This is a genomic window from Candidatus Zixiibacteriota bacterium, assembly GCA_040752815.1.
Taxonomy (GTDB): Bacteria; Zixibacteria; MSB-5A5; order GN15; family FEB-12; genus JAGGTI01.
This window is the reverse complement of the sequence record JBFMGC010000004.1, coordinates 67,687-92,565: the sequence shown is the minus strand read 5'-3', so window position 1 is coordinate 92,565 and position 24,879 is coordinate 67,687. Positions and strand designations below refer to the sequence as shown.

General features: G+C 58.1%; 19 protein-coding genes and 1 tRNA gene. 13 read left to right on the top strand and 7 right to left on the bottom strand.

What is annotated here, in order from left to right:
- The first annotated feature begins 116 nt into the window (after positions 1 to 116).
- Positions 117 to 2,837, top strand: a complete 2,721-nt coding sequence (locus AB1772_02300) for a trypsin-like peptidase domain-containing protein (GenBank protein ID MEW5795169.1) — start codon at positions 117 to 119, stop codon at positions 2,835 to 2,837.
- Between the two features lie 29 nt (positions 2,838 to 2,866).
- Here the strand turns inward: AB1772_02300 and AB1772_02295 are convergent.
- The 7 genes from AB1772_02295 to AB1772_02265 form a co-directional block, all read right to left on the bottom strand.
- Positions 2,867 to 2,940 (bottom strand) — tRNA-Arg (locus AB1772_02295).
- A 111-nt stretch (positions 2,941 to 3,051) separates the two neighbouring features.
- Positions 3,052 to 4,056 (bottom strand): Stp1/IreP family PP2C-type Ser/Thr phosphatase, encoded by a 1,005-nt coding sequence (locus tag AB1772_02290; protein MEW5795168.1) that lies wholly within the window; start codon positions 4,054 to 4,056, stop codon positions 3,052 to 3,054.
- Between the two features lie 164 nt (positions 4,057 to 4,220).
- The gene (locus AB1772_02285; GenBank protein ID MEW5795167.1) at positions 4,221 to 5,276 is read right to left on the bottom strand and encodes a T9SS type A sorting domain-containing protein; all 1,056 of its coding nucleotides are present in this window, start codon (positions 5,274 to 5,276) and stop codon (positions 4,221 to 4,223) included.
- An 80-nt stretch (positions 5,277 to 5,356) separates the two neighbouring features.
- Positions 5,357 to 9,940, bottom strand: a complete 4,584-nt coding sequence (locus tag AB1772_02280) for an Ig-like domain-containing protein (GenBank protein MEW5795166.1) — start codon at positions 9,938 to 9,940, stop codon at positions 5,357 to 5,359.
- A gap of 349 nt (positions 9,941 to 10,289) precedes the next feature.
- Complete coding sequence (locus AB1772_02275) at positions 10,290 to 10,673, bottom strand: VanZ family protein (protein ID MEW5795165.1); 384 nt, start codon at positions 10,671 to 10,673, stop codon at positions 10,290 to 10,292.
- 120 nt (positions 10,674 to 10,793) lie between these two features.
- Positions 10,794 to 12,488, bottom strand: a complete 1,695-nt coding sequence (locus tag AB1772_02270; GenBank protein ID MEW5795164.1) for a 4Fe-4S binding protein — start codon at positions 12,486 to 12,488, stop codon at positions 10,794 to 10,796.
- Positions 12,488 to 13,441 (bottom strand): DUF362 domain-containing protein, encoded by a 954-nt coding sequence (locus AB1772_02265; GenBank protein ID MEW5795163.1) that lies wholly within the window; start codon positions 13,439 to 13,441, stop codon positions 12,488 to 12,490. The genes AB1772_02270 and AB1772_02265 overlap by 1 nt, the downstream gene beginning before the upstream one ends.
- A 142-nt stretch (positions 13,442 to 13,583) precedes the next feature.
- On the opposite strand from AB1772_02265, the gene larE reads away from it, so the two are divergent.
- The 12 genes from larE (at position 13,584) to AB1772_02205 (ending at position 24,593) form a co-directional block, all read left to right on the top strand.
- Entirely contained in the window at positions 13,584 to 14,450 is an 867-nt protein-coding gene (gene larE, locus AB1772_02260; protein ID MEW5795162.1) for an ATP-dependent sacrificial sulfur transferase LarE, read from the top strand.
- Entirely contained in the window at positions 14,437 to 15,186 is a 750-nt protein-coding gene (larB, locus tag AB1772_02255) for a nickel pincer cofactor biosynthesis protein LarB (protein MEW5795161.1), read from the top strand. Before larE ends, larB begins: the two co-directional genes overlap by 14 nt.
- A gap of 5 nt (positions 15,187 to 15,191) precedes the next feature.
- Complete coding sequence (larC, locus tag AB1772_02250; GenBank protein ID MEW5795160.1) at positions 15,192 to 16,361, top strand: nickel pincer cofactor biosynthesis protein LarC; 1,170 nt, start codon at positions 15,192 to 15,194, stop codon at positions 16,359 to 16,361.
- Positions 16,362 to 16,582: 221 nt separating this feature from the next.
- Positions 16,583 to 17,062: a transposase gene (locus AB1772_02245; GenBank protein ID MEW5795159.1), complete on the top strand. Its 480-nt coding sequence runs from the start codon at positions 16,583 to 16,585 to the stop codon at positions 17,060 to 17,062.
- Positions 17,063 to 17,166: 104 nt separating this feature from the next.
- A complete protein-coding gene (locus AB1772_02240; GenBank protein MEW5795158.1) occupies positions 17,167 to 17,910 on the top strand; it encodes a phage Gp37/Gp68 family protein in 744 nt (247 codons plus the stop codon).
- Positions 17,911 to 18,007: 97 nt separating this feature from the next.
- Positions 18,008 to 18,583 (top strand): pyridoxal 5'-phosphate synthase glutaminase subunit PdxT, encoded by a 576-nt coding sequence (pdxT, locus tag AB1772_02235; GenBank protein MEW5795157.1) that lies wholly within the window; start codon positions 18,008 to 18,010, stop codon positions 18,581 to 18,583.
- Between the two features lie 43 nt (positions 18,584 to 18,626).
- Positions 18,627 to 19,586 carry a lipoyl synthase gene (gene lipA, locus AB1772_02230; GenBank protein ID MEW5795156.1) on the top strand — a complete coding sequence of 320 codons (960 nt, stop codon included), beginning with the start codon at positions 18,627 to 18,629 and terminating at the stop codon, positions 19,584 to 19,586.
- Positions 19,583 to 20,536 (top strand): 4-hydroxy-3-methylbut-2-enyl diphosphate reductase, encoded by a 954-nt coding sequence (gene ispH / locus AB1772_02225; GenBank protein MEW5795155.1) that lies wholly within the window; start codon positions 19,583 to 19,585, stop codon positions 20,534 to 20,536. Before lipA ends, ispH begins: the two co-directional genes overlap by 4 nt.
- A gap of 16 nt (positions 20,537 to 20,552) precedes the next feature.
- Positions 20,553 to 20,855, top strand: a complete 303-nt coding sequence (locus AB1772_02220; GenBank protein ID MEW5795154.1) for a Rieske (2Fe-2S) protein — start codon at positions 20,553 to 20,555, stop codon at positions 20,853 to 20,855.
- Between the two features lie 14 nt (positions 20,856 to 20,869).
- Entirely contained in the window at positions 20,870 to 21,493 is a 624-nt protein-coding gene (locus tag AB1772_02215; GenBank protein ID MEW5795153.1) for an O-methyltransferase, read from the top strand.
- 669 nt (positions 21,494 to 22,162) lie between these two features.
- Complete coding sequence (locus AB1772_02210) at positions 22,163 to 22,606, top strand: ArsC/Spx/MgsR family protein (protein ID MEW5795152.1); 444 nt, start codon at positions 22,163 to 22,165, stop codon at positions 22,604 to 22,606.
- A gap of 310 nt (positions 22,607 to 22,916) precedes the next feature.
- Complete coding sequence (locus AB1772_02205) at positions 22,917 to 24,593, top strand: electron transfer flavoprotein-ubiquinone oxidoreductase (protein ID MEW5795151.1); 1,677 nt, start codon at positions 22,917 to 22,919, stop codon at positions 24,591 to 24,593.
- Positions 24,594 to 24,879 lie beyond the last annotated feature (286 nt).

The following is a 24,879-nucleotide window of genomic DNA, read 5'->3' as shown; positions in this document are numbered from 1 at the left end:
CAGCAGTTGTTGCGAATCTCCGATTCTCGATTATATTACCTGACAGATATTCCGGTCAGGTCCCGCTATACTGACGACTCAGTTAGCCTAAGACCCCTGCGTTGTATGAGATAACTGTGACGACAAACCGCATCAGCAACTTCATTGTCACCGTCCTCGCTATCATCCTGCTCATGGCACTGGCGGTGAGGGCCGAAGATCCATCCTCTCCCGCTGTACCCTTCGGTAAGACCCCCGGCAGTTGGTATTACGGGGGCACTTCAGGGCTTTCGGGGATCGATTCCGTGCGCGGTTACATTGACTCACTGTTCTACCTTAAAGCCGCGGCCGCCGGCGTAACGCCGACTGTTGGCGAGAGCCCCGGTGTCATATACGGCGATGACGACCGCCGCGATATCTACACTCTCACCGATCCCAATCAATTGAAACTTGCCCAGGCTACCTGCGTGGTTATCCAGTCATACGAAGTCAGCTATAATGGCAATGGTACCTACACCCTGAGTACGAGTCCCTGGACAATCCAGGGCGGTCTTCCGCTCTGCGCCGGAGAGCGCTTTGCCGGGCAGCGCAGAATCGGCTTTTGTTCGGGGTTTCTGGTGGCGCCAGATATTGTCGTTACCGCTGGCCACTGCCTCAGCGCATGTGGGGGGATAGCTTTCCTGTTTGGCTTCGAGCAGGTTGATTCTTTGACACCGCCGGTGCCAATCGTGTCGGAGGACAACATATACTTCTGCTCCGAGGTGATCGATCGCCGGTATTCCGGGGATCTCGATCACTGCGTGGTCCGGCTTGACCGTCCAGTGGTCGGGCGCACACCGATACCGATCCGGCGGAGCGGGTTGGTGGACAACGGCGAACCGCTGGTGGTGCTCGGCCACCCGACCGTGCTTCCCATGAAAGCCGCCGCCGGCGCCGAGGTAAAAGACAATCGCGGGACCACGCCCTGGTTCCAGGCCAACACGGATACCTACGGTGGCAATTCCGGTTCGATGGTGGTCAACACGAACACCTGGCAGATCGAAGGTATATTAGTCCGGGGCGCGCCCGATTTCGTATATACCGGCGGCTGCGCCCGGTCGAATGTCGTGCCCAATACGGGGAATACGGGTTCGGGACTTCGTTTCGAAGAAATCAGCAAGATCGAATCAGTCGCCGGGTTCATACCACTCCTGATTACCTCAGCAGGTGAGGTTTCTCTCGGCTCTGCGGTGTTGTCCTGCAATGATCGCCTGGCAATCGAGTTGCGCGATCTTGATCTGGCCGGGCAAGGCAGCTACAGCATGCTGGTCGTTACGTCGGCTGCGGACTCGGAACAGGTCGTTCTCGATGAAACCGCGCCGTTGTCAGCCGTATTCGTGGATTCAATAGTTGCGGGGAGCGGAACTGTCGTACCGCATGACGGAGTCATCCAAGTTTCACACGGTACTGCGGTCACGGCAGTTTATTTTGATGCCGACCATGGGGGCGGTACTCCTGCTACGGTGGAGGCATCGGTAACTGCGGATTGTTTGCCACCCATGATTTCTGCTGTCACGGTGGCGGCGGTGGGCGGAACGTGGGTCACGGTCGAGTTTGTCACCGACGAGTCGGCGGCGGGACGGGTCATGCTTGGAACTGCCTGCGGCAGCTACACCAACTCGGTCGCGGGCACGATTGCTACCAGCCACCAGATATCGCTGGTTTCGCTAACTCCCGCCACCAGCTATCGCTTCATCGTGCAGGCGACCGATGAGGCCGGAAATATGAGCGAGGACGACAACGGCGGCAATTGCTTCGAATTCACAACAACCGGCACGCCCGATTTCTTCACTCAGCAGTTCACTTCGGGATTTCCGCTGGAAGGAAAAACGCTGGCGCTGATTCCGGATGAATCGGCCAGTCTCTACCATGCGTGCCTAATCGATTCGCCCGACTTCCTCACTACACCAGAGGGGCATATAGCACTCGGGTTGACCGACGACAGCTTCGCGCCGGTCTCTCTGGGCGGGGATCAGGTACTGCTGTACGGCACCGCATACAGCACGGTCTATGTCGGCAGCAACGGATTCGTCACTTTTGCGACAGGGAATAGCGACTGGAGCGAATCGCTCGACGAGCATTTTGCGTCGCCCGCGCGTGTCTCTGTTTTTTGGGATGACCTCGATCCCGCCGAGGGTGGCCAGGTGACATACGCGAAGTACAGCAATCGCCTGGTCGTGACCTGGGAAGATGTCCCGGAACACTCCGGCACCAATGTTGTTTCCATGCAGCTGCAGATGTACTTCGGCGGTGTGATCACGATGACATACAAGAAAGTCGAGCCGCTCGACGGCATCGTCGGGCTGTCCGCCGGCGGCGGGATATCGCTGGAGTTCACGCCATCCGATCTGAGCCAGTACCCGGCCTGCCAGGTGGTTGTATGCTATCCGGATGCCGACCTGGATGACTTTGGTATGATGGGTGATCCGGGGTACATGCAGTTTGGTGCGGCCTGTGCCGAAGGTACCTCCGATAATGCCCAGGACTGCGACGATGCCGATCCTTCTCGCAATCCGGATGCTCAAGACTTGCCCGACGACGGCATCGACCAGGACTGCGATGGAGTCGATGCCTCGTGCTGTGTCGGTATGGTCGGCGATGCCAACAACTCGGGAGGAGATGCCCCGACGATCGGCGATGTCACCGCAATGATAGATTACTTGTTTCTCGGCGGGGCGCCGCTGGCCTGTTTGCAGGAAGGGGATATCAACCAGTCGGGTGGACGGTACCCCGTTTTCGAGGACCTGTCGATCGGCGATATCACCACGCTGATCGACCATCTATTCATATCAGGGGCCGCGTTGAGTTCTTGTCTGTAAGTCAGGGGAAGAAGGACGGGACGATAAAATACGCCCAGGAGGAATCGAACCCCCAACCTTCTGATCCGTAGTCAGACGCTCTATCCAATTGAGCTATGGGCGCATTTCTACTGACTTGTGCAGGCGGAATCTCGCCATCGCGGCCTCCCTTGTCAACTGTTTTGATCCGCGTGCCGTTCCTGGCGCAAGACCAGCCGAAAACCTGGAGTGCGACTCATTTCTGAGGCAGGAACCAGATAATCAGCACGGCGGCAACCGCGAAAACGAGAAAGATCAGCAGCAGGACGATTTTACTCCCGCCCGCCTTGGACAACTTCCCGCCCTGGGGCGGTCGTCTCTCCGGCGCGGCCTCGGCCAATCTTGCCAGCCAGCGATCTTCCGCGGCAACAGTCTCCGGGGTCTCTTCTTTGAGAGTAAATACCGACACCTCAGGCAGGGGCGACTCCCTTATCCCCAGCACCTGCAACGCTATCACGGTTACGTTGTCCGATCCGCCACGATCGTTGGCCATCTGTATCAGGGCATCGATCATCTCGGCCAGATTGGCTCTGAATCTCGACGCAACGTCGAATATCTCATCATCATCGGCATATCCGCAGAGTCCGTCTGAGCAGAGAAGGAACTGGTCGCCCGGTTTTACTTTGATAATTCGAAAGTCCGCCTCGACAGTCGCCCGCACTCCGAGAGCGCGAGTAATTACGTTCTTGCCTACAAACGACGTCGCTTCCTCTTCCGACATGTTGTGGCTGGCTTGTATCTCAGCGACCCAGGAGTGATCCCGTGTCAGCGGTTCAAGAGCGCGCTCGCCGAGGCGGTAGGCCCGGCTGTCGCCTACATGGGCAACCGACATGACATCCGCCTCGAACGCCGCCGCCACGATGGTCGTGCCCATGCCGGTGAGCGTCGGGCTGCTCATCGCCTTGTTGTAAACTGCGCGGTTGGCCAGGCGAATGGACTTCAGTAAAAGATCGCCGCTCGGTGGCAGAGTGCGACCGACGCTGAGAAGAGGATAGTCGAGCAATTCGCTGCTGAACTGTGTAAACGCCTGGTGGATGATGTCGGAGGCCATCATCGAGGCCACCTCACCGGCCTGGTGGCCGCCCATGCCGTCGCAAACCGCGTATACGTGGTTCCTTTCATCAAGATGCAGGCAGTCCTCATTGCCCGGGCGCACCAGCCCGATATCAGTCCGGCCGACTACTTTTATTTGAAGAGACACCGGTGTACCCTGCAGGTCAAATGCGGTGCGACGAAGTCCTGTCCATTCGTGAGCTGCAAATCCAAATCCGAGGCAATATACCCGGTTCGTTGCGCTGAGAAACAAAAAAAAGACCCCTCGAACGGATCGAGGGGCCTTCACCCGGTCGATGATGCGGGTTGATACTACTTGAGGAGTATCATTTTTCTGGTTCGACTCGAGGCCTCGGTGGTAAGGCGGTAGAAGTAGACTCCGCTGGCCAGTTCCGAGCCGTCATAGACGATTTCGCCGTCGCCCGGCGACAACCAGCCCAGGTCTACTCTCTCCACCACCCGACCGAGCACATCGTATACGTCCAGCCGAACGTAGGTTGCGGAGTTAAGTCGGTAGGCAATTGTCGTAGTCGGGTTAAACGGGTTCGGGTAGTTCTGGAAGAGAGCGAACGAACCCGGCAAATTCGGATCGTATTCGTCAACATCGGTGAGCGTCATTATCAGGTTAAAGCTGCCGGTGACGTTAACGGTCGTGTCCAGGTGCGAGAAGACCTTGTAGGTTATGGTATTGGTCGTGTCGGCGCTGAAAACCGGCGCCCGCGCCGAGAAATACACCCACACCGTCTGGCCGGCATCGGCATAAACGACGGTGTCCGGCGGAAACGCCTCCCAGTCGAATGGCCCTGGCCCGCCCGGCATCGACATAGACATCCTCACACCGTAAAAGTCTGTCCCGTCACCGTCGTTGCGCACCTGCACGCGAAATACGGCGGTGTCGCCCGGCACAACCAGCGTATCGCCCGGTAGCGTAAGACCGGTCATGGCGATTGTGGCGGACGCCGAGAGCGTCACCGACTTGAGCGTTTGGTCGCTCCAGGTGGGATCCCCGGCAGTAACCGTGGCCGCGCGCCCGTTGATCCGGAACGAAATCGTCTCACCCGAGGTCGCCCCTTCATCGAGTACGGGCGTGTTGGGATCATCGCCGTACACTGAAAAGTACCCGAAAATGGCCTGGGTGCTGTCCACGTTCCAGCGGACCGTGTCCACTCCGCAGTAAGTGCCCGCCTGGTCATAGGCCTGGATGATCGAGCCTACCACGAGCGGCTGACCATTGTAAGTCGACGCAATCATGGTGTCCGCGAACGACGTAAAAAACGGGGTCGGATAGATTGTCTGCGCCTCGGCTGCAATTCCGAGCCCGACTGAGAACATTGCCGCGACTGCCAGTTTCAGGAAATACCGTTTCACAATTTCACCATTCTGCTGTGACCCGGCCGCCTGCAGGGCCTCGGCCGGGTCATTAGACTTGTGTTCCCGAAGCGACGCTTCTATTTGAGGAGCATCATCTTCCGGGTTTCGGTGTAATTATCGGCAGTCAGGCGATAGAAGTAAACACCGGACGCGGTCGGCGTGCCGTCTGAGGCCTTGCCGTCCCACACGATCTTGTGTTCACCAGCCAGAGCCTGGCCGTCGAAAACCACCGCTACCGACGCACCCAGCACGTTGAAGATCTCGAGCCGGGCATAGCCGGTAACCGGCACGGAGAATTCGATTACCGTGCTCGGGTTAAACGGGTTCGGGTAGTTCTGCTCCAGCGAGTAGCCGGTCGGCAGAGCCTGGCCACCCGAATTGGCCGCCGCAAGTTCGGTGACTTCGATGCGGTCGCCGTTGCCGGTCCAGACCAGCGTCTCGACAGTACGAATGTCGTTGACCGTCAGGTAGTACTCATCGCCGGCTTTCAAACCGACCTGGTTCTCGCCGGCGGCATCGGCATAAACGGGCATGAAGCCGAACTGGCCATCAGTGGTTAGGGTAAAGCTGCCCGCCAGATGGTCGCCGTCGACACTGAACGCCCGAACCGTCGTACCGGCGGTCACCCGCTGACCGTCCAGTCGCAAATCGCGCGAGTACAGGTTGATCCAGTTGGTTGAGGTCACCGGGCCGCTGGACAGCGCCTGTTCGGCGATCATGGGCCGGTCCTCGCCGGGCGCCAGCTCGGCGCCGCTGTAAATCAGTGTACCGGCGCTGGAGGTCTTGATCCAGTAGCCGTTGCACGGATCAAAGGTCTCGAGCTGGTTGAACTGTCCGCCCGGCTGCCAGACCCGGATTTCACCGTTCGGGAAGCCGTAGGCAAACAGCGTGAGGTGATCCACATTCATCAGCGCCGTTTCCACGTCCCAGCTTTCCTCGCGGAGGTAGCTGACCAGGTTCCAGCCGCGGCTGAGCGGAATCGGGGTTGTCTCCAGTACCGGCAAGCCGGTGATGTTGAGGTCGATCTCGCCGATACCGACAATTCGCACCCAGTAGCCGCTCAGGTGGTCGACATTCCACAGGGTGGAGAACATCGGAAGGTCCGGATCGAAAGTCAGGCCGCCCTGTTCGAAGCCGAGGACGACATCGACATAATCCATAATCGGGGCAAGCACTTCGAGAATGTCATCGCTGGTCGTATTGACGTTCCAGCTGATCAGGTTCCAGCCCTCGACCAGCGCGCACACTTTTTCGGTGGTGCCGCGCACTTCGAGGCAGACCTCGACCTGGGCGTAGTCCGCCGGATAAATCGTGTTGCCGGTGGCAACCGCATCCATACCGTTGATGGTGAAATGAATCTGATCGCCTGTGCGGGCGCCATTGTCATTGAACTCGTCACTCGCGCGATAGACCGGCATGAAACCGTACTTGCCGCGCTCACTGACGATCGTTTGACCAACCAGCAGGTTGTTTTGAGTGTAGGCTTCGACTATCGCGCCCACCGGAACCGGTACGCCGAGGAAAAGGGTGGCGCCTTCCGGATTCTCGGGACAGAAGTAGTCGACCCACTGACTAGTAGGTGTCACGGTTTCCGGCAGCGGGGTCAGAACGATCTTGATGCCCTTGTCGCCAAAGTTAATGTCCTCCACATACCCGGGATAATAGCCGTCTTTGTAAGCATACAGATCGAACGGAATAATCATGATGTCGTCGAAAGCGAACCCGCCAATACTCGAAGACATGGTTGACATCAGCGGCTCGGTGAGCGGGTAGTCATCCCAGAGCTCAACTGTGGCGCCCTCGATTTCGTTGTCCAACGGATCTACCACATACCCGCAGACGTAGTTGGACGTGGTGCCGACTATGATAGCGCCCGGGATGTATTCCGGAAATTCGGTCTCCTGACCTTCACCGCAGTCACGATAGAAATAGACATCGCCCGGCAACAGCGGCGGGTAAGCCCCGAGGCCGAAGCTGTACGTGCCGGCCTCTATTTCGGGGCGAAGCGCGAACCAGAGAGTGGCCATAAGCTGCTGCGAACCGATCGGCACCTGCGGTTCCGCGCCAACTGACGCGACGATTGTCACATCGTTCAGGTCGTTGTTTATCGCGACGGTCTTATCGGTGACATAGGCAATAACCGAACCAACGAAAGAAACCGAATCGAGAACCATTCCGCCGGTCCAGTTGAGCGACAGGCCCAGACCGGTCAGGCGGCAACTGTTGCTGAATACCACCGGCACGCCCACCCGCTGTCCGGGAACGGCCGGGGTGTTGATAACTATGACGGTATCTGCGCTCGGAGCACGATTAACGGAAACGTTGACGATAATCAATATTTCCGACGGACAGTCCGGATCTTCGGATCCCCAGGCGGCAATGATGCGCGCGGTATCGGAATGTGAACCCTCGCTGTCGAACTGGCGTGAGTAGGTCATGTGTGTTTGAGGTGAAAACTCGGTGTCGCCGAATTCGGGGTCAAAGGTGAAATAGGTAGCCGGGATCGCAAACCAGGGGATCTCTACTTCTGTCGAGCTGTTGATATTGATCATTTCATCGACAGTAGCCGTTTCCCCGACGAATACCTCGCGGCTGAATGCCACTTCCGGAACTGCGAACCCGGGACACGGCGTTACGGTCAGATTGACATGAACTTTCAAGGGCGAATTCGGCGCATCTGCTGATGCCACCTCAATCGAATCGGTGTAGTCGCCCGGCGCCAGATCGGTGGAGGCTGCCGCGACCACCACTTCCTGAGGTGTCGTGCCGCCGGCCGGGTTCAGGGTGAACCAATCGGCCTCCGAGCTAACCGTGAAGGCGATAGCGTCGCCACCGAGCTCGTAGACCGTAAAAGTCGTACTCGCAGGCGACGGCGCACCCTCCGACTGCGTCAGCTGCAGATTGGTCGCTGTGACCGCAAGCTCGTTGTACACGGTAAAGAACACGTGCACCCAGACCGGGTCGTAAGCTGCCGGTGAGCCGGCCTCGCCGACCTGTTCCACAACCTGGATGGAGTCGTGATAATCACCTGCCGCCAGGCCCGTGATGCGAGCGGTAACTTCGATATCGGACGGAGTGGTAGCGCCGGTCGGGTCGAGCGTTATCCAGGTAGCGGCGGTGCTTACCAGGAATTGGACGTTGCTGCCGTCGCCTATGGAGACGTTGAAGTACTGCGGCGCCGGGTCCGAGCTGTTAAATCGCGCCTCGAAGTTGAGCATCGGCGGGTTGACCACGAACCCATCGGCATCAATAACCTGAACACTGACCAACTGGCTGTCCGCCAGGTTACCGTCGGACGCAATAACGTAGAAATCATACAGACCGGCGTCTGTGTTCGACGGCGTCCAGCTAAAAGTGGCGGTGCCGTCACCGTGGTCGGTAAACGAGGCCGCCGCAGGAGCACCCACGGCACTCAGTGTCAGCGGGTCGAGATCCGGATCGGTAGCCGACGCACCAAAAGTGAGATTCACGCCCTCGTTGACTTGTTGCGGGTCGATGGTTGCCAACAGTGGGGCGCGGTTGACGTTATTGACCGTGATCGTGATTGTCTCCTCGTCGGTCAGATCACCGTCCGATGCCGTAAAAGTTACCGGGTACGCGCCCTGATCATCGTATGTCGGCGTCCAGGACAACGTCCCGGTGCCGTCGCCATTGTCGATAAAACTGGCGGTGCTCGGCAGCGCCGACGTAGTCAACGCCGGAATCTGGGCGTCCGGATCCGTCGCGCTGACTACAAACTGCAGGAGTTGAGCCTCGTCTACTTCCCGGTTACCAATCGGATTCAGTACCGGTGGCTGATTGGCCTGGTCGAGGTGCAGGTTCACTGTCACCGTGACCTGATTGGTAGCCTCAGGTGACGTGACTGTTATAAGGCTTTGGTGATCGCCGGCGCCCAGACCAGTCATGTCGATAGCGACACCTACGTCAGCCGGCGTGGTGCCTGAAGCGTTGGTCAGATCAAACCACGATGCGGGGCTCGACGCTACGTACGGTATATTCGCACCACCTTGTTCGGAGATGTTGAACGTCTGCGACGGTGGAGCCGGACCACCGGCCACACCGGTGAAGTTGAGCGTTGTGGGACTCGCCTGAAGTACCCCGGTCACCACGTGGCCGACACACGTTTGGCCGCGAAAAATCGGTTTGTACTCCACATTTCCGACTGTCGACACGAATAAGAGCGGAGTAAACGACGCCGTATCGATGCAGAAGGCGTCTGAATTGGTCCAGGTAGTGGCATGGAAATAATACGTGGCGATAAGTTTTGGGGCTCCCGAGGCAACCAGCCCGTCACCGAAAATGCGTAGTGCGGTGGCCTGAAAGTACCGGTTGGCGTTAGTCGAGTCCCGGTTATTGCGGTAATAGGCCAATTGTGTCAGGTTGAACGCCGCCATCGCTTCCGGAGACCACCGTACAGAATCCATCACCAGCTTCGGATTGTCCCAACGATAACCGCCCGATACGCTGGCCAGGTTCTGCGGGGTATTGAAGAAATACAGTTGAGCCGTGACGACCTGGTCCACCAGGCCTACTGTCGGCTCCAGGACTACGAAAAAGGCGGAGTCTGCAACTCCCTCGTCTTTCGGATCCTGCTGGGCAGCTGCGGTGGCCGCAAAAACGCTCGCCAGGAACAGCGCGCCTGCGAAGAGTCTGAGGTTCATCGTGTCAATTCCTCCTCAAGTGTTTTTATCAGAAAAGCTCTTTTGAAATGACAACTCCGGGTACAGGCGCACGGGCTCGGCACAAGAAGCTGCCCGCGTTCCGTTGCTTTCGGCAACAGAAACGGCGCCGCCAAACTGTGCTTCGAAACACCAGTTACGATGCATCGTAGGTCGAAAAGCTGTCGCTTATCTAAACCCAGTCCTGTTAGACCTAATGAAGTAATCGAAAGGAGTAACTGCAGCAGTAACGCAGGGTAACCCCTAACATCATCGACCAGCCCGAATATATCAGAAAACCCGCAGTTGTCAAGGGTTTATGGCCACAAATGCTGTATGAAAAATGGACAATTTAACCGCGGGTCCTGCTACGCCGACGCCTCCACCATACCAGCAGGCCATAAACGGCCACCCCGCCGCAAAGATCGGCAACATAGTCCCAGATGTCCGTCTGCCGTCCCGGGATAAACCGTTGCAGGACTTCGTCTACCACGGCGAATACCGCCAGGACAAGGAAGCTGATCAGGAACATCATGCGAGGTTGGAGTCGCTCGCTCCAGTGACTTACCGAGCGATAGGCCAGTAATGCGAAGACCGCGTATTCGAGGAAGTGTGCCAGCTTGTCACTCACTAGAAATCTGACCGCAGGAGTACGAAACCCCGGCAGCGACGGAATAATCAGGATCGCGGCGGCGTAAAGGACAGCCGGAAGGTGGTATTTGGCGAATGACTTCATTTAATTGGCTTTGGCAAAAAAGCAAGGGTAGTGGCGGTCAGACGACCAAGTCAACAAAAGTAGGTGTTGAAACCCTCAGTGAGCGCTATGGCGCCAGATTGGGACCTCATGAACGGGCGCTCAGGTGCGGTCGGCGGACACGGCCACCGGTCTGCGGCGGTTCCGTTCGAGCAGGATTTGGTTTTTGGCCGAGCGGGTTTCCCCTACCGATGTAATATAGATCGCGCGTCTGTCCTGAACCGGGCAGGCGAACTCACACGCGCCGCAGCCGGTGCACAGGGCGGCGTCGACATATGGACGCTTCACTTTCACCTCTTGGCCGCGGCTGTCGATGGCGATCTCTTCAAGAAGGTATACCGCCTTTGGCGAGGTCGGACACCACTCCTCGCACACGATACAGGGCGTCGCCATGGCCCACGGCAGGCAGCGGCCGCGATCCACGAATGCGGTGCCTATCCGGTCCGGCGGCGTTTCTCTGTCGCCTACCTTCTGTTGAAGGGTCAGCTCGCGAATGGCGCCGGTGGGGCAAACCTGGCCGCAGAGGGTGCAGCTCGGTTCGCAATAGCCGATTCGGGCGATCAGGTACGGGGTCCAGATCCCCTCGAGGCCCGATTCCAGCAGAGCCGGATGCAGGGCGTTATTCGGACAGACCCGCATGCACTGGCCGCAGCGAATACACCTCCCAATAAAATCCTCCTCCGGCTGTGATCCGGGCGGCCTGATCAGGAATTCAGACCGGTTAACCTCGAAGGCGTCGCCGGCGCGAAATGTCGGGACGAGTGCCAAGCCACCCGCCACCGAGGCGAGAACTTTGCGGCGCGAGGCGTCGACTTTCGCCGTACCGGACGGATTCGTTTTGGAGTCTGCCTGGTCTGGAAAGAACTGAAAGCTGAGCGAACCCTGCGGGCAGGCAGCCTGGCAGTTGAGACAGAGATGGCATTCGGCCTGCCGCCAGCGGCTGCCGATATCCGGGTTGTCCGCCCCTTGGCAAGATTCGAGACAGAGATTGCAGTGATCGCAAGTTGTCTCGTTCTTTTTCAGACCGAATATCGCGAACCGGGAAAAGATGCCGAGCATCGCCCCCAGCGGGCAGATGGCGCGACAGAAGAAGCGGGTGAACCATCGGTTCAGCAGCAGGATCAGCACGAAGAACAGGCCGATCGAGACAAGTCCGTGAAAGAACGCCTGCCGGTAAGTAAGGAGCAGCGGCGCTATTAAAACGTAGATGGCCTTCGCCAGCCAGGACAGGGGAGGGATTCCGGTCTGTCCGGCCCAGGCGACCGCTCCGGCGGCCGCCGCATGAAACGCCGGGAGCACCGCCGTGCCGAGCGAGCGCGCCAGGAGTGGCAATGGGTCCAGCAAACCAGCCTGGAGCGACCCAAGAAACGCTGCGCCCAGGCAAAAGAAGAAGACGTAGTACTTGAGGCGCTGGTATTGCCGGTATCGATTAGATTCAATCCTCCCTTTGCCGCGAAAACTGAGCCGTTCCGATTTGATCTCGGACACCCAGTGACTGAGGCTCCCCAGCGGGCAGACCCAGCCACAGAAGAAGCGCCCCATGAAGACAGTCGGAATCAGAATCACCAGCGCCCAGAGCATTCCCTTGTAGATAGTACCACTCGCGAGCAGTGTCATCAGCGCTGCAAGCGGGTCGAACTCAAGTGCGATTGAGACCGGATAGGGCAGACGAATCTCTGCGGCCTCGCCCGGTGTGAAGGTCACCTCGAATGTCGTCTTCAGGACAAGCCAGAAGAAGATCAGGAAGAATACGACTTGGGATACACGTCGGAGATTTCTGACGGCCCCGATAGTCATCAAGCTACCTCGAGATAGCCCGCCGCGCGATAATCGAGCATACCGAGGCCGGCCCTGGCCGCCAGCGCGATATGCTCGACCTGGTCGCCCCGCATACCGAGAAACTCCGCGGCCCGGGAGTCGGCGGCTACAATGTCGGTCGCACAGATGACGCTGTTTTCGATCGCCACGTCATCGAGCGACCCACCGGTCGGACCGCCGCGGACAAGCACGCGAGTGGCATCGATAACCGTCAATGTGGGCTTGCAGAACGCGGCCAGATCGACAATCGACTGGTCAATCTGCTGGTGCAGTTGATTGCGTCGCCCGCCGAGAATGCCGTAGAGGTTCTTCATGCCGATCGTGCACCGCGACAGCGAGTGGTGTTTGACAATCGGCATGTTTATGAATCGATCGGTATCGACAAAGTACTTCGATACCGGCCAGCGCGTGAGCAGTTCGCCGCCGAGGTCGATTTCCACGAGATCGCTTTCCTCCGGCAGGATTACCCGCGCCCCGGCTTTTTCGGCGGCCTCGCGGATACCGGATCTCAGGAAGCAGCGTCTCGGATCGTTACAGGTGATGTCGGTGACAATCACGTCGATCGCACCTGCCGCCAGGCAGAGCCGCACCATCTCGGCTACTAGCTCGGGGTGGGTGTTGGCGGCAAGCTCGGGCGTGCGGTCCCAGCCGATATTCGGTTTGATCGTCACCCGTTCACCCGACTTTACAAACCGGCCGATTCCTCCAATAGCGTCCAGCGATGCCCCCAGCGCCTGCCGGGGATCCTCGCGGCGAGCGAGAGTGACCTTTGGAAGACTCATATCCGGGGGTATCTCGAACCCGGCTTTGCGACTTGCTAACGGAATATACCGGTCCGTTTGCCGGTTATGAAAAAGGAACCCGGTCGCGCCGGTGACTGCCGCCAGCGCCATCGCCTGACTGGTCTTCTTGAGGAACTCGCGCCGTTTCATAGTAGCCCAACTTGCTCCATCAGGTATAGAATAAGCATGTGGCAGACGCCATGCAAGATAGTATGTGACGCCCGGCACCCGGTGGCGTTATAATCGTTATCAGGTGAAGGAGTTTGCGTCATCGGCAACATCGGAAAGGACCATGGATAATACTGTTTCATCGGATCGTATCGATCAGGACGCTGCACTCGACGGCAAGCTCCGATCATTGAGGAACCTGGTGAAGGAACTGGGCAGCGCCCTGGTGGCTTACTCAGGCGGTGTCGACAGCGCGTTCCTGGTCAAAGTCGCATTTGAACAACTGAGCGAACAGGTGCTCGCAGTGACTGCCGATTCCGAAAGCATCCCCCGTTCCGAGTTGGATGCCGCCTGTCGGCTGGCACGTGCGATTGGCGTGCGTCACCTGGTGATCAATACCGGCGAGTTGAAGGATCCGCTCTATATCGCCAACGCACCGGACCGCTGCTATCATTGCAAACGGACATTGTTTGTTTCGCTGACCGAAATCGCCAGGCAGCAGGGGTTTCGTTTTGTGCTCGAAGGCTCCAATTTCAGCGACCTGGCCGATTATCGTCCCGGCCTGAAAGCGGTCAATCAGTTCCGCGTTCGCAGTCCGCTCAGGGAAGCCGGTCTGACGAAAGACGAAATCAGAACGCTGTCAAAACAAGCTGGTTTGCCCACCTGGGATAAGCCGGCGGCGCCATGTTTATCCTCGCGGATTCCGTACGGGTCCGCAGTCACGACCGAGAAGCTGCGGCGGATCGAGGCGGCCGAAGCGTTTCTGCGACCCCTCGGTTTCAGAGAGCTTCGTGTGCGTGATTATGACACAGCCGCCCGAATCGAGGTGCCCATGGAGGACATTCCTCGGCTTCAAAGTGATGCGCTGTTCCCGCAGGTTGAGCGAAAGCTGAAAGAACTGGGTTATCAGAGCGTGATTGTAGATCCGCGCGGTTTTCGCTCCGGCAGCCTAAACGAGGCCATATTGAAAGATCCGCATGGACCGAAATAAACTCCGCCAATTACTGCAGGAGGTTAAGGACGGGGAACTCGATATCCCTGCCGCGTTGGAACGTCTGAAATCGTTTCCGTATGATGACCTCGGTTTCGCCAAGATCGACACCCATCGCCACCTGCGGCGCGGTTTTCCCGAAGTGATCTTCTGCCAGGGGAAAACGCCCTCACAGGTAGTCGACATATTCCAGACGCTTCGCCGGAACGAGCATCTGGTGATGGCGACACGTGCTACTGCTGACGTGTTTGACGCCATTCGCATGAAACATCCGGGCGCCAGGTACAACGAATCGGCCCGAATCGTATTGAGTGCAGAGCCACCGACAGCGAGGACCGAAAAGCGTGTTGTGGTTGTGTCCGCGGGCACCTCGGATATGCCGATCGCGGAGGAAGCCGCCGTGACCGCCGAATGCATGGGCTGCCCGGCTGATCGCATCTACGATGTCGGCGTGGCCGGGATACATCGGCTGCTCGATAACCGTGAGAAGCTGGCCGCGGGCAACGTGATTATAGCTGTCGCCGGTATGGAAGGGGCGCTGGCCTCGGTGGTGGGCGGCATGGTTGAAAGGCCTGTGATAGCGGTGCCGACCTCGGTCGGCTACGGGGCCAGTTTCGAGGGGCTGGCGGCGCTGCTGGCAATGCTCAACAGTTGTGCACCAGGTGTGGCGGTCATGAATATCGATAACGGGTTCGGCGCCGGTTACTTCGCATCGATTATCAACCTCGGTGAATAATTCGTATGAAACTGCTTTATTTCGATTGTTTTTCGGGTATTAGCGGGGATATGATTCTCGGCGCACTTATCGATTCCGGACTGCCGCTGGATAGGCTGCAGCACGAGCTCGCTAAGCTCCCGGTCACCGGATTTTCGGTGTCGGCAGAGAAAGCGGTCAAGAACGGCATCACCGGCACCAAAGTGACGGTGCACACTGACGATCAAAAGGCGCACCGCCATCTCAAGCAAATCATGGGGATCATCGAGGCAAGCAGTTTGTCGAACTCGGTCAAGCAAACCAGCATTAGAGTCTTCGAGACCCTGGCTGGCGCCGAGGCGAAAATCCACGACACAACCGCTGATAAGATACACTTTCATGAGGTCGGCGCACTGGATGCTATAGTCGATATTGTCGGCGCAATCGCAGCGATGGAACTGCTCGGCATAGATCAGGTATGGTCGTCGGCGGTGCATGTGGGAACCGGATTTGTTGATTGTCAGCACGGGCGGCTGCCGCTTCCCGCGCCAGCTACAGTTGAGATTCTGAAAGGCACGCCGGTTTATTCTACCGGACTTGACGCTGAGCTGGTGACGCCGACAGGTGCCGCGATTCTGAAAACAATGTCTGCCGGATTTGGTCCGTTTCCGCCGATGACTCTCGAGTCTGTCGGTTACGGTGCCGGATCGCGTGACCTGCCGATTCCCAACCTGCTGCGGGTGCTCATAGGAACATCGGCAGATGATTACGAAATGGACCAGGTTGACCTTATCGAAGCCAACATTGACAACATGCCGCCCGAGCAATTCGAGTATGTGGTCGACAAGCTGATGTCCTCGGGCGCGCTCGACGCTTACCTGACGCCTATCATCATGAAGAAGAGCCGCCCGGCGATCACTCTGAGCGTGATCGCTCGCCCGCAGGACGCACCACGCCTGCTCGACGTTGTCTTCGCCGAGACTACGACCCTTGGTGTCCGCCTTCAGAAACTCGAACGACGGAAGCTGAAGCGCGAGGTTAGAACCGTTGTTACAAAGTACGGTGACGTGCGCGTCAAGCTGTCCTGGCTGAGCGGGCGAATTCGCGACATCACCCCGGAGTATGATGACTGCCGTCGCCTGGCCGAGGAAAAGAGCGTGCCTTTGAGAGAGGTTTTTCGTGAGGCAGCGAGGGTGGCGCGGGGGGAGTGGGGGTAGGGGACTGACGCCATTCTGCCGGGGATAGCCTCCGCGAGGCATACTCGCCCGGGTTCATTTGCGAATCTGATTGACATTCTCAGTGGGAGGGTAGTATCTCATAGTCATGGAATACAATGTCTATTGTGATGAGAGCTGCCATTTGGAGAATGACAGAGGGAGAGTAGGTCGGGTTCACGAGTGGCGCGCGGAGTGCGCTACGAGCAACCCGACATCCGCCCATGAAATCGCTGCGCCGTTACGTTCTGTCTGACGCCACGTTCTTCGTTACTGCTGTTTCTTACGAGCGGAGGCCGATTCTCCTTCGAGAACCTGAACTGTTTCAGAAGGCCTGGCGCGGACGAGAACTCGATGCGTGGGTGATCCTCCCCGATCACTTTCATGCCGTGCTGACAATCGGCAAAGTGTCCATATCCCAGATCATGCACGATTTCAAGCTGAGCTTTTCCCGCCGTTACAGGCTTCTCCACGGACCGGGTCGGGTATGGCAGAACCGCTTTTGGGACCACGTGGTACGCGATCAGGAGGATCTGAATAAGCGTATCGACTATATTCGCTACAATCCTGTGCGCCACGGCCTGGCTCTCGATCCGTTCGCGTATTCAATGTCTTCAGCCGCTCGCTGGCTCGAACGCGGTTATTACCAGAGAGATTGGGGGGTGAGAAAGCCGATCTCATTCGACGGCTCGTTCGGAGAATGATCAGGTGTCGGGTTGCTCGCGTTTCCCTGCGCTAAACGCTCGTGAACCCGACCTACGGGGACAAATGTGATTTCGTTTGGGAATCCTGACTCCCAGATTTCGTTATGGCCTGCTCCTCCCGCATTGAATGGACCCACTCCTCCTGGAACCCGGTTACCGGGTGCAGTCGGGTATCGGCCGGGTGCGCGCACTGCTACGCCGAGCGCATGGCTAAGCGCTTGCAGGGCATGAGAGTAGCTAAGTACCGCAACGGCTTCGAGGTGACCCTCCATCCCGATGTTCTCGAAGACCCGCTCAAGTGGAAGAAGCCGCAGCTCATCTTCGTCAATTCAATGTCCGACCTTTTCCACGAGCAGATCCCGATTGCCTACTTGCGCCAGATATTCGACGTTATGCGTCGCGCCGATTGGCACATCTTCCAGATACTCACCAAGCGGGCGGAGCGTCTCGCTGAATTGTCGCCTAGGATTGACTGGCCGCCGAATGTTTGGATGGGGGTGACGGTCGAATCGGCCAGGTTTACGCACCGGATCGGTCTCCTGCGCCAGAGCAGCGCGGCGATCAAGTGGCTGTCGATGGAGCCGCTTCTCTCAGCCGTGCCGGACATGGACCTTGCTGCTATCGACTGGATAGTTGTCGGTGGCGAATCCGGCCCCGGCGCCCGCCCGATGAAAAAAGAGTGGGTGGTAGATATCAAGCGCCAGTGTGATGCTCAAAACGTCCACTTCTTCTTCAAGCAATGGGGCGGGGTGAACAAGAAGAAGACCGGCCGCAAGCTCAATGGCCGCTTCTACGACGCCATGCCGCCACTCCCCGAGCCGGCCGGCCAATTCACTTTTGGGTTGTAGATTTCTCCCGTATATTTTGTTGTAGGTCGGGACCTTTGTGGTCCCGACAGGTGGCAGGACCTCAGGGGTCCTGCCCTACGAAGAGATGAAGACTCGCATGGACAAAACCGTCGGCGTGCTCGCCATCCAGGGCGATTTCGAGCGCCACATCTACCAGCTCGGGCTGGTCGGCGCGCGGCCGGTCGAGGTTCGTCTGCCGGGTGATCTAGACAAACTCGACGCGCTCATACTCCCCGGCGGCGAGTCGACCACAATCAATATCATGATCGACCGATTCGATCTCAGGGAACTGCTGGTTCGCTTCGGGCGTTCTAAACCGGTATTCGGAACCTGTGCCGGGATGATCATGCTGGCCAAGAAGATAGAGAACAACACGTCGAACGTAAACGCCCTGGGTCTGTTGGACATCGATGTCGACCGCAACGGATACGGCCGTCAAGTACACTCCTGGGAAGACAAGGTCGATGCCGATCTGGCCGGGCAGAAGGCGAAACTGACTGCCACTTTCATAAGGGCGCCGAGGGTGACGCGAGTCGGCCCAGAGATCGCAACTCTCGCCTCCTGGCGAAACGACCCGGTGCTGATCCGCCAGAATCGACTATTGGCGGCCTCATTTCATGCTGAACTCGACGACGACACCACGCTGTTGGAGTATTTTCTGACAAGAGTCTGACGCCTCCGGATAGTGTGCGCGTATACTAACTGAAAGCAATTCGATGGACATAACAGCAACCAAACCACCGGCGGAAGAAACCGTGCTCAAGCTCGAAGCTGCTCCAACATTGCCGGTGGCCGAGCGCCTGAAAATTCCGCACCGGCGCCTGCCGAGTTGGTTCAAGGCGCGGCCGCGTATGACCGAGGAGTTCAATCGTGTCTATTCGTCCCTGAAGGCGGGCGGATTGCACTCGGTCTGCCAGGAAGCCTCCTGTCCCAACATCTGGGAGTGTTTCAACGAGGGCACCGCTACGTTCATGATCCTCGGCGATAAGTGCACCCGGAACTGCAACTTCTGTGATGTTGCCACAGGCAAGCCGGATGGTCTGGACCGCGACGAGCCCCGTCGGCTGGCCGAAGTAGTCGGGCGGCTCGGACTCAAGCAGGTAGTGATAACGTCGGTGGCCCGCGATGACCTCTCCGACGGCGGCGCGTCGATCTTTGTCGCCACCATGCGCGAACTCAGGGCGCATGATCCCGCGATCAGAGTTGAGTTTCTCATTCCCGATTTCAAAGGTGACTATCAGGCGGTGGCGTCGGTAATCGACTCCGGGGTAGACGTGCTGGCGCACAATGTCGAAACGGTTCAGAGGCTGCATCGCCGGGTGCGCGGCGGAGCGAAACTGGATCGCTCGCTGGGCGTGCTGCGCTACATTTCAGACTACAAACCGAGGCCGGTGGTGAAAACCGGTATCATGCTCGGATTGGGTGAGACCAAGGATGAAATAATCGAGGTGCTGCATCAGATTCACGCCGCCGGAGTGGACATCGTCACGATCGGCCAGTACCTGCGGCCGTCGTTGGCGCACCTTCCGGTGGAGTGTTTCTACCTTCCTCAGGAATTCGAGGAACTGGCGCAGATAGGAAAGGATATCGGTCTGGGGCATGTTGAGGCCGGCCCGCTGGTTCGCAGTTCCTACAAGGCCTTTCACCAGTCGAAAAGTATCCTGGAGAAAGCATGATTAAGAAGATCACTATCGCCCGCCACTACGGCTTCTGCATGGGTGTCAAGCGGGCTATTAAAATAGCCGATGAAACCGCCCGCGACACGGACGGCCCGGTGACGATCCTCAATGAAATAGTGCACAACGACTCGGTGGTCGAAGACTTTCGTCGCAAAGGTGTCGGCCAGAAGTTTGCGGTCAGCGATGTCCCCGGCGGCACGCTGATCATTTCGGCCCACGGAGTCGCGCCGCATGTCAAGCAGGAAGCGGCAGATCGAGGGCTCAGAGTAGTCGACGCCACCTGTCCGCTGGTTACACATATCTACAAGATTATCGCCAAGGTTATCCCGCAGGGGTACTATCTCATACACTTCGGTGACAAAAACCACGACGAGACCCAGGGCGTGGTCGGCCACGCGCCAGACCGGATCACAGTGATTTCATCGATAGCCGAGCTCGACAACTACCCGGAATGGACCGACCGCAAGCTTGGGCTGACGGTTCAGACCACGATGCGGATAGAAGACTTCGAGGCGTTTCGAGTTGCAGCTGAGCGGAAATGGCCTCATTTGGAAACATTCGATACTATCTGTATGGCCACCAGCGAGCGCCAATCGGCCGTGCGCGACATGGCCCCGGAAGTTGATATCATCCTCGTGGTCGGTTCAGAAACCTCGGCGAACTCCAAGCGGCTGGCCAATATCTCGCAGGCGCTTTGTGGGCGCGGCGAGCTGATCGGATCGGCCGAAGATATCCACGAAGAGTGGTTCACCGGCCCGAACGAGCGGCTGGAGCGCGTCGGTGTAACCGCCGGAGCGTCCACTCCTGATTTTCTTGTCGAGGCGGTTATCAAACGGCTCGTGGAGTTTTCCGGGGGACAGGCCGAGGTGTATCAGCAGCCCAAACCACCCAGAAAACGCCCAGTGGCTGCAGAAGCTGCCCAGGACAACGCCGCGCACCTGGCCTAAAATTGGCGGCCAACACATGCCCCTTGTTAAAATGGGAAAACTGGCAGACCTGCCTCCGGGTGGGGTTCTCGAGAAGCGTATTCGAGCCCGCCGGGTGGCGGTGTTCAATGTCGACGGCCGACTGTACGGCCTCGAAGCTGACTGCAAGCATATGCGGGCGTCGCTTGCCGCGGGAAGCGTGAAAGACGGCACGATCACCTGCCGCTGGCATCACTGGCGGTATGTGCTCGAGACCGGGGAGTGTCTGAATCTCAAGGGGGTGTTCCTTAAGCGGTATGATGTAATGGTCGACGGCGACGAAGTCTTCGTACAAATGTAAGGGAGTGCAGAATTATGATCTACGAAACCGAGATTGAAGATTATCTCTATCGAGTTACTCCGGAACGGCCATCGGTTCTGCAGGAGATGGAAGCGTACGCAGAAAAGAAGGACTTTCCCATAGTCGGCCCGCTTGTGGGCCGGTTCCTGTATCAAATGGCGAAAGTGACCAAAGCGCGAAAGGTGCTCGAACTTGGCAGCGGTTTCGGCTATTCGGCATACTGGCTGGCCCTGGGAATGGGGGGGCGGGGGAAAATCACCATGATCGACGGCAGCGAGGAAAACCGGAGCCGGGCGCTCGGCTATCTTGAGCGAGCGGGGTTGGAAACCAGGTTCGAATTCAAAGTGGGAGATGCGCTGGCAGTATTGTCCGAAATCGACAAGGAGTTCGACATCGTTTTCAATGATATCGATAAGACGGGATACCCCGCCACTATCGATCCGGTGGCGAAGCGCCTACGCCGCGGCGGACTTTTCATCACTGATAACGCGCTCTGGTCCGGTCAGGTCTGCGAAACCGACCAGGACGTCGACACCAGGGCAATTGTTGAATTCACGCGCGAGCTTTATGCAGACACAAGGTTCTTTACGACGATACTCCCGCTTCGCGACGGGCTGGCGGTAGCGGTGAGACTTTGATTGTGACGTGGCGCCCACGAGTCTTAGAGGCACAAGAGCGTCAGTTCACATCCCTTTCGCCCTGCTTAGGGGCCGAGGCAAAAAGGGGCAAGAATTCACGCAACAGCTGCCGAGACTTTTGAGGCAACGATTCCTTGTCCGATAGTCGGCGCTGATGTGCCTCGCCGCATTCATCACGATATTGTCATTTCCGGATAGCGCGGTTCGGTTTTTGGAACTTTGGTCGGTTGCGGGTGTTCCAATTGTAAGATGTCGATCAAGTTACTTCATTCTGAGTCCGATACCCCGGTAGTGGGCATACTGAGAGCAGTTCTGGACGATTAGTTCTTCCACAGATTGAGGCGCGCTGGATTAGGCGCCCGGCAATAGCTGAAATTCTGGGGTGGCGGTGAATCATTTTACGCTCCGCAGAGTCTAAGATACGGTTCCAATGGAGCCGGCGCCGATGGCATGGTGGAGTTTGCGAGTTTTTAACATAGATTTAGGTTGACAAAAATGACCGCGGACCGTTTCTATGGTGCCCGAGGTCGGAAAGTGGCCGGGCGAGTCAGTCGCCTCTCAGGCCTCTCCGATCTGGAATTTGGAAGTCCTCCAGGCTCCCGAACAAAGTATCGGCCCCTACTGTGTTCCCGGCTACCGGCCCTGTGGACTAAGTGACCAGGAGAAGTTATGCCTCAGAAGCGTGCAACATTCATGACATACGGCCACGATGAGCGCTGCGACGAAGTCCGCAGATTCATCGAGGATGCCGGTATCCGGCTTGATATCAGAGATCTCAGCAAGAATCCGCTGACGATGGAGGAGCTGGACCATATGTTCGGTCACAACCCGCTGTCGTATTTCATCAATCCGGCATCGAGCGAGTACACTTCGCTCGGACTCGATCAGAAGGTTCCGGATCGGCGCGAGATGCTCAAGCTCATGGCCGAACATCCGGGTTTGCTGCGTCGTCCAATTGTCAAAAACGCTCGGTTACTGACAATCGGGTGCAACAAGGAAAAGATCGCCGAGATGCTCCAGATCAGTCAGAATGGCGAACCGGACGAAGAGAACGAAAACGACAGCCGCAAGTCCGGTAAGGTAACCCGGCGTTCTCTGCCGGTGCGCAAGTAGTTTCTTCCGCACCATCCACCCGGCGCGGGACTGCCGCTCCGCGCGGCGATGTCGTAGCGTGGCAATCTCCACTTGATTGTGGGTTGGGCGTTGAGATTGCCATGGCCGTGCCCGCCCTGTCAAAGTCGGGCGGGCCGAGCCTCGCGATGACAGTGCTGAGAGTTTTTCACCAATTGCCGTCGCGGGGAATCCAGGATTCAACCGTCATCCCACGTCTGCCGAGGCAGTCTGCAGCCCGCGACGATATTTCTTTCCTTCGGCCTCCCATCGCCTATATTCGCCCTCAGAGAAGACTACCGAGGTGCCGTACATGGAAATCCAGCGCGAAACAATAGAAACTGACATATTGATAGTTGGCGCCGGCCCCGCGGGACTGGCTGTTGCCCTCAAACTAACTCAGCTTTTTGCCGCAGACGGTGCTCCGGCCATGCCGGAGGTGTTCCTCATGGAAAAGGGATCGTATGTCGGGGGGCATTCTCTCTCCGGCGCGGTCATGGACCCGAAAGGCCTCCGTGAGCTGATCCCGGATTTCGAGGCCAAGGGCGCACCGCTGGAGGCTCAGGTCAGCAAAGACGCCATGTATATTCTCCGCCGGAATGGCGCGACAAAACTACCGCTCATGCCGCCGCCGCTCCGAAATCACGGCAACTATGTCGTGTCTCTCAACAAACTGGCCGGCTGGATGGCCAAGCAGGTCGAGGCGGCCGGGGTTGACATTTTTGCCGGTCTGGCCGGTTTCAAACTGCTGGTAGAGAACGGGCGCGTGGTGGGCGCCCAGACCGTCGACATGGGGTTGGACAAGGAAGGCCACCCGAAAGCCAATTTCGAGCCGGGTTCCAACATCAAGGCCAAAGTCACCGTGCTCTGCGAGGGCGTCCACGGGTCGCTCACTAAAGAAGCGTTCGAGCGCCTGCCGGAGCTTCGCCAGGATTGTTACCCGCAATCGTACCTGACCGGCGTGAAGGAAGTGTGGGAGGTCCCTGCGGGGCGGATACAGGCCGGGGAGGTAATCCATACCGCCGGATGGCCGGCCGAGAGTTACGAATACGGCGGCTCCTGGCTTTACGGCATGAGCGATACGATGGTCTCGGTCGGCTATTGCTCCGGGCTGGACAGCCCCAACCCGACCAACGATCCCCATTTCAGATTTCAGCTCTACAAGACGCACAAACTGGTCCATTCGATTCTTGAAGGCGGCACCATGCTGCACTACGGGGCCAAGACGATTCCGGTCGGCGGCTACTATTCGATTCCGAAGCTGTATCACGACGGCCTCCTTTTGTGCGGCGATTCGGCCGGGCTGCTCAATCCCCAGCGGTTGAAAGGCATTCATCTGGCGATCAAGTCGGGCATACTCGCCGCGGAGACGATATTCGAGGCGGTCAAAGCCGAGGATTACAGCAGGACTCGCCTGAGTCTCTATTCCGACAAGTTCCAGAAGAGCTGGGCTAAAGACGAACTGTGGAAGTCGCGCAATTTCCACGCCGGATTCGAGGGCGGTCTCTGGACCGGCATGCTCCACGCCGGGTTGCAGATCGTGACCGGCGGACGCGGTATTTTCGATCGTCGCGCCCACAAACAGGACCACGAGTACGTCCTGAAGATCTCGGAATACGAGCGGAAATACGGGCACAGGCCGGCCAAGCCTGCGCTCAAGCTGGACAACCAGTACCTGTTCGACAAGGTCTCCGACGTCTATAAGTCCGGCACCATGCACGAGGAACACCAACCGTCACATCTGGTAGTAGCTGATTTCAACATCTGCAACACGCGCTGCACCGAGGAATACGGTAACCCGTGCCAGCACTTCTGCCCGGCGTCGGTCTACAACATGGTCGAGGATCAGTCCCGCCCCGGCAGGCTCAAGCTGGAACTGACCCCGTCGAACTGTGTCCACTGCAAGACCTGCGACATTCTGGATCCGTACCAGATCATTAAGTGGGTGACGCCGCAGGGCGGCGAAGGCCCGAATTACACGAATTGCTGAAGCCCCGCGGCCGGTGCCACTGAACGTGGCGGACAAGGTCATGCGCCTCGCACAAACTGTAGGGCAGAAGCCTCGCCGCTTCGGCGAGTGCTTCTGCCAAACTGAGCGAAACGCGAGTGATCGCATCTGGCAGAACCGCTCCGCCCGAAGCGGTCGGAGGGTTCTCCCCAACGATACTGCGGCCCGGGGAGCAAGCTGTGGGGGAAGAAACCGCGTGACCCACTGTACAGGAGACAGAAAGCAGTCTTTGACACTGGCGCGGGTAGCTCGTCTTCTTGGTAGAGGG

Excerpts from the sequence above, each read along its gene's own strand:
- lipA (MEW5795156.1), top strand. The coding sequence starts at position 18,627 with ATGGACATAACAGCAACCAAACCACCGGCGGAAGAAACCGTGCTCAAG.
- ispH (MEW5795155.1), top strand. The coding sequence starts at position 19,583 with ATGATTAAGAAGATCACTATCGCCCGCCACTACGGCTTCTGCATGGGT.
- AB1772_02240 (MEW5795158.1), top strand. The coding sequence starts at position 17,167 with ATGGCCTGCTCCTCCCGCATTGAATGGACCCACTCCTCCTGGAACCCG.
- AB1772_02275 (MEW5795165.1), bottom strand. The coding sequence starts at position 10,673 with ATGAAGTCATTCGCCAAATACCACCTTCCGGCTGTCCTTTACGCCGCC.
- pdxT (MEW5795157.1), top strand. The coding sequence starts at position 18,008 with ATGGACAAAACCGTCGGCGTGCTCGCCATCCAGGGCGATTTCGAGCGC.
- larB (MEW5795161.1), top strand. The coding sequence starts at position 14,437 with ATGGACCGAAATAAACTCCGCCAATTACTGCAGGAGGTTAAGGACGGG.
- AB1772_02265 (MEW5795163.1), bottom strand. The coding sequence starts at position 13,441 with ATGAAACGGCGCGAGTTCCTCAAGAAGACCAGTCAGGCGATGGCGCTG.
- larC (MEW5795160.1), top strand. The coding sequence starts at position 15,192 with ATGAAACTGCTTTATTTCGATTGTTTTTCGGGTATTAGCGGGGATATG.
- AB1772_02215 (MEW5795153.1), top strand. The coding sequence starts at position 20,870 with ATGATCTACGAAACCGAGATTGAAGATTATCTCTATCGAGTTACTCCG.
- AB1772_02205 (MEW5795151.1), top strand. The coding sequence starts at position 22,917 with ATGGAAATCCAGCGCGAAACAATAGAAACTGACATATTGATAGTTGGC.
- AB1772_02280 (MEW5795166.1), bottom strand. The coding sequence starts at position 9,940 with ATGAACCTCAGACTCTTCGCAGGCGCGCTGTTCCTGGCGAGCGTTTTT.
- AB1772_02245 (MEW5795159.1), top strand. The coding sequence starts at position 16,583 with ATGAAATCGCTGCGCCGTTACGTTCTGTCTGACGCCACGTTCTTCGTT.
- AB1772_02270 (MEW5795164.1), bottom strand. The coding sequence starts at position 12,488 with ATGACTATCGGGGCCGTCAGAAATCTCCGACGTGTATCCCAAGTCGTA.
- AB1772_02210 (MEW5795152.1), top strand. The coding sequence starts at position 22,163 with ATGCCTCAGAAGCGTGCAACATTCATGACATACGGCCACGATGAGCGC.
- larE (MEW5795162.1), top strand. The coding sequence starts at position 13,584 with ATGGATAATACTGTTTCATCGGATCGTATCGATCAGGACGCTGCACTC.
- AB1772_02220 (MEW5795154.1), top strand. The coding sequence starts at position 20,553 with ATGCCCCTTGTTAAAATGGGAAAACTGGCAGACCTGCCTCCGGGTGGG.